The organism is bacterium endosymbiont of Bathymodiolus sp. 5 South (assembly GCF_900128535.1).
Classification (GTDB): Bacteria; Pseudomonadota; Gammaproteobacteria; order PS1; family Pseudothioglobaceae; genus Thiodubiliella.
This window is the reverse complement of record NZ_FQTR01000109.1, coordinates 1-5,811: the sequence shown is the minus strand read 5'-3', so window position 1 is coordinate 5,811 and position 5,811 is coordinate 1. Positions and strand designations below refer to the sequence as shown.

The 5,811-nt window shown below is 46.2% G+C and carries 2 protein-coding genes; both read left to right on the top strand.

Annotated elements, in window-relative coordinates; translation table 11 throughout:
* The first annotated feature begins 135 nt into the window (after positions 1 to 135).
* Entirely contained in the window at positions 136 to 2,637 is a 2,502-nt protein-coding gene (locus BBROOKSOX_RS08465) for a putative Ig domain-containing protein (RefSeq protein WP_139660979.1), read from the top strand.
* Between the two features lie 207 nt (positions 2,638 to 2,844).
* A partial coding sequence (locus BBROOKSOX_RS08460; protein WP_180323931.1) for a putative Ig domain-containing protein occupies positions 2,845 to 5,811 on the top strand: 2,967 nt, incomplete at its 3' end.

Genomic DNA, 5,811 nt, shown 5'->3' with positions numbered 1-5,811 from the left:
GGCGATTTTTTAAACCCAGCCTTAGCCCTGCTAGGACAAGGTTTAAAGAAATCACCCATTGGGCAAAAATTGGATTTTGCTAATCATCCCTATTTATGCAAAGGCCTCAAAATATTAAAAAATAAGGCGGACCTAATGAACTCAATATCTTTCAATACAAATTTTACTCGCCTTCTATTATTTAAAGTAGCCCTTGTTGTCTCAATCAGCACAGCCGTTGCAGGCGGAAGTAGCGTTGGACTAAACCGCTTTACTGAGGTGGATACTTCTAGTGCCAATAATGATAATGGTGGATTTTATAATGCGTCAAATCACCCCAACGCCTTTGCCTTTGCCACTCTTCAAGCCGATGGCTCAATCAAGGCGTGGGGTCATTCAAGTTATGGAGGCACAGGTGAACCCGCTGGTAGTGGTTATACTAAGATTTATTCAAATGGGTATGCCTTTGCTGCCACTAAAACCGATGGCTCAATTACAGCGTGGGGTGCCTCATATGCTGGAGGCACGAGTGCACCCTCTGGTAGTGGATATACCAAGATTTATTCAACTGAATATGCTTTTGCTGCTCTTAAAGCCGATGGGTCAATCACGGCGTGGGGTGCCTCATATGCTGGAGGCACGAGTGCACCCTCTGGTAGTGATTACACTAAGATTTATTCAACTGATGGTGCCTTTGCTGCTCTTAAAGCTGATGGGTCAATCAAAGCGTGGGGTGACTCAAATTATGGAGGCACAGGCGCACCCTCTGGTAATAACTATATCAAGATTTATTCAACTTTGAGTACCTTTGCTGCTCTTAAAGCTGATGGATCAATCAAGGCGTGGGGTAGCTCAGGTTCTGGAGGCACAGGTGCGCCCTCTGGTAGCGGTTATACCAAGATTTATTCAACTGGATATGCCTTTGCTGCTCTTAAAGCCGATGGGTCAATCAAGGCGTGGGGTAGCTCAGGTTCTGGAGGCACAGGTGCGCCCTCTGATAGTGGCTATACTAAGATTTATTCAACTGATGGTGCCTTTGCTGCTCTTAAAGCTGATGGGTCAATCACGGTGTGGGGTGCCTCATATGCTAGAGGCACGAGTGCACCCTCTGGTAGTGGCTATACTAAGATTTATTCAACTAAGTATGCCTTTGCCGCCCTTAAAGCCGATGGATCAATCACAGCGTGGGGTCACTCACTCTATGGAGGCACAGGTGCGCCTGCTGGTAGTGGCTATACTAAGATTTATTCAACTAAGTATGCCTTTGCCGCCCTTAAAGCCGATGGAACAATCACAGCGTGGGGTCACTCACGCTATGGAGGCACAGGTGCGCCTGCTGGTAGTGGCTATACTAAGATTTATTCAACTATGTTTGCCTTTGCTGCCTTTAAAGCCGATGGAACAATCACGGCGTGGGGCACCTCATCTGCTGAAGGCACTACACTCGCCCCTAATCTTGCGAATGCTGCAGGTGTAAACCAACTAGCTATTATTGGTTCCGCTATCAAAAACATTACTTTTAGCAATTCAGGGGGTGCGATTGCCAGTTGTGCAGTAGCTCCTGCACTACCAACTGGTTTGAGTATTGACAGTGCAACTTGTACCATCAGTGGTACCCCAACTGAGCTGAGGGCTTCTACTCTATACACAGTAACAGCCACCAACACAATAGGTCAAAGTGCTATTGCAACGGTTGATTTAGAGATATTACTGGCAGACTCAGTCCCTGCAACATTAACTGCAGTTGCCACAGGCGCCCCTAATGAAATAACCCTATCATGGGCTAGGGTAACTGGTGCAACTGCTTATAGGGTTTATCAAACAACCGATATCACCTTTGCAAAGGCAGGCAATAGCGACCCTAGTCAATTTTCGGCATACAGTCCAGCAGCGACCTCCACTGATACCACTGCTACCAGTATTACTATAACGCTAAGTGGTGCAGCCACCGTTTATTATGTGGTAACGGCAATCAATGGTAATGTTGAATCTTTTAGTAACCCTATACCCGCCGCTGCTACCGCACATGCTTTTAAATTTGGTCAGGTTACTTCGTCAACAGGTCAAGTATGGATGGATAGAAACTTAGGTGCCAGCCAAGTGGCAACCAGTTCTACCGATCCAGCATCCTATGGTGATTTGTACCAATGGGGCAGACCTGCAGATGGACATCAAATAAGAACATCTGCTATCACAGCAACGCTTGCGACAAATACCACCCCAGGTCATGCAGATTTTATTACCACAACTGATTCACAAAGTTTTTATGATTGGATGCTTCCAAATATAGATGATGATGGTGCTTTGCGTAGTGCATTCCTTGCCAAGACTGATGGTAGTGGTGTTTGCCCTACGGGTTTTAATGTGCCAACTGAGGTGCAACTAAAGGCAGAAAAAGATATTTGGGATACGACTAATAATCCAGCAGCAAGTGCTTTTAACTCGGTACTGAAGTTGCCAGTTGCTGGTACTCGTCTTAGATGGACTGGCAGACTTGGCAATATTGGTGATGTTGCCTACTACTGGACTCGTTCTGTTCCTGATAGTCAGTTGTATCGGTATGCTCGTTATTTGTACTTCGGCAAGCACAGTACTCATCCAGCATTCTACAATGTTGAGCGCTCCGAGGGCAAGAGTATTCGTTGTATTAAAAATTAAACACTTTGATTCGTTTGCAATGACGAGATTTAAAAACTTAGCTTTTTCAGTGGTTAGCTGTGCTACCGAATGACGGCACTGACTGGTGTTGGTTGGAATAAGGTAATTAACACGGTGACTAACCATCTTGAGAAAATTGAATAATTAAAAAACTTATCTTGATAACATCAACTATAATCTTAAAATATTAAAACATAAGGGCACCTAATGAATTCAATATCTTTTAACACAAGTTTTACTCGTCTTCTATTATTAAAAATAGCCCTCGTTGTCTCAATCAATACCATTGCAGGCAAAGATAACATTGAACCAAACCGCTTTGCTGAGATGGATTTTTCTAGTGCCTATAATGATAATGATGGATTTTATAATGCGTCAAATCACCCCAACTACAACGCCTTTGCCACTCTTCAAACCAATGGCTCAATCATGGCGTGGGGCAACTCAAATTCTGGAGGCTCAGGTGCGCCTGCTGATAACGGTTATACTAAGATTTATTCAACCGCATATGCCTTTGCTGCCCTTAGAGCCGATGGGTCAATTGAGGCGTGGGGTGACTCGGGTTCTGGCGGTACATCACCCTCTGGTAGTGGTTATACCAAGATTTATTCAACCGAGAGAGCCTTTGCTGCCCTTAAAGCCGATGGGTCAATCAAGGCGTGGGGTGACTCGGGTTCTGGAGGCATATCACCCTCTGGTAGTGGTTATACCAAGATTTATTCAAGTAATAGTGCCTTTGCCGCTCTTAACGCCGATGGATCAATCAAGGTGTGGGGTAACCCAGATTCTGGAGGTGCAAGTGCACCCTCTGGTAATGACTATACCAAAATTTACTCTACTAGGAGTGCCTTTGCTGCCCTTAAAGTCGATGGGTCAATCAAGGCGTGGGGTAGCTCACGTTATGGAGGTACAGGTGCGCCCGCTGGTAGTGGCTATACCAAGATTTATTCAACGGGTGGTGCCTTTGCTGTCATTGAAACTGATGGTTCAATTACGGCGTGGGGTTATTCGTTTGATGGAGGCATGAATGCACCCTCTACTGGTGTCTATACCAAGATTTATTCAACCGAACATGCCTTTGCCGCCCTTAAAGCCGATGGGTCAATCACGGCGTGGGGTATAGATCATGGAGGCGTAGGTGCACCCTCTACTGGCGTCTATACCAAGATTTATTCAAACAATGGCGCCTTTGCTGCCCTTAAAGCCGATGGGTCAATCAAGGCGTGGGGTGACTCACGTTATGGCGGTATAGGTGCACCCGCTGGTAGTGGTTATACCAAGATTTATTCAACTGATTCTGCTTTTGCTGTCATTAAAACCGATGGAACAATCGCAGTGTGGGGTGCCTCAGATTCTGGAGGCACAGGTGCACCCTCTGGTAATAGTTATACTAAGATTTATTCAAATTTTAGAGCCTTTGTCGCCGTTAAAGCCGATGGCTCAATCGCGGCGTGGGGCTCCTCATCTGATGGAAGTACAATGCCTCCTAATCTTGCGAATGCTGCAGGTGCAGACCAGGTAGCTATTATTGGTTCTACCATCACCGACATTACTTTTAGCAATTCAGGTAGTACGATTGCCAGTTGCACAGTGGCCCCTGCGCTACCAGCGGGCTTGAGTATTGACAATACAACTTGTACCGTCAGTGGTACCCCAACTGAGGTAAGAACTACTACTCTATACATGGTAACTGCAAAAAATGCCATAGATAATGCTGATAATGCTAGCTTTTCTTTAACGGTGAATGCACAAGACCCTATCATTAGCAAACTAAACCGTTTTACCGAGGTGGATGTTTCTAGTGCCTATAATGATAATGATGGATATCAGAATGTGTCAAATCACCCCAACTACGATGCCTTTGCCACTCTTCAAGCCGACGGCTCAATCAAGGCATGGGGCACCTCAAGCTCTGGAGGTGCAGGTGCGCCCGCTGGTAATGACTATACCAAGATTTATTCAAATGCGCGTGCCTTTGCCGCCCTTAAAGCTGATGGCTCAATCAAGGCGTGGGGTGATCCGAGTTTTGGAGGCGCAAGTGCGCCCGCTGGTAATGACTATACCAAGATTTACTCAACTTTTGGTGCCTTTGCCGCCCATAAAGCCGATGGGTCAATCAAGATGTGGGGTGACCCGCGTTTTGGAGGTGTAGATACACCCTCTAATGGCGTCTATACCAAGATTTATTCAACGGGTGGTGCCTTTGCCGCCCTTAAAGCTGATGGATCAATCGAGGCGTGGGGTGATTCAAGTTTTGGAGGCAAAGATGTGCCCGCTGGTAGTGGCTATACCAAGATTTATTCAACTTGGTCTGCCTTTGCCGCCCTTAAAGCTGATGGATCAATCAAGGTGTGGGGTCGTGCGGGTACAGGAGGTAGAAGAGTACCCTCTAATGGTAATGGCGTCTACACCAAGATTTATTCAACTAGTGGTGCCTTTGCCGCTCTTAAAGCTGATGGATCAATCAAGGTATGGGGTGATTCGGGTCATGGAGGAGGTACAGGCGCACCCACTGATAGTGGCTACACTAAGATTTATTCAACTGCAAGAGCCTTTGCTGCCCTTAAAGCTGACGGATCAATCAAGGCATGGGGTGACTCGCGTTTTGGAGGTAAAGGCGCACCTTCTAATGGCGTCTATACCAAGATTTATTCAACTAACAATGGTTTTGCCGCCCTTAAAGCCGATGGATCAATCACATCATGGGGCAGCCCAGGTACTAGAGGTATAGCACCCTCTGATAGTGGCTATACCAAGATTTATTCAACTTATGGTGCCTTTGCTGCCCTTAAAGCTGACGGAACAATCGTGGCATGGGCTAACTCACGTTTTGGCGGTGAAGGTGCGCCCTCTGGTAGTGGTTATACCAAGATTTATTCAACGGGTAGTGCCTTTGCTGCCATTAAAGCCGATGGATCAGTCACAACATGGGGTCTCTTTCGTCATGTAGGCACTCCGGTACCCACCCCTAACATTGCCAATACTGGAGGCCAAATAGCCACTATTGATTTTGCCATCACAGATATTACTTTTAACAATTCAGGTGGTGCGATTGCCAGTTGTACAATAACCCCTGCGCTACCAGCTGGTTTGAGTATTAACAGCACCACTTGTACCATCAGTGGCACCCCAACTGAGGTGAAAGATACTACTCTATACACAGTAACTGCAAAA

Excerpts from the sequence above, each read along its gene's own strand:
- BBROOKSOX_RS08465 (WP_139660979.1), top strand. The coding sequence starts at position 136 with ATGAACTCAATATCTTTCAATACAAATTTTACTCGCCTTCTATTATTT.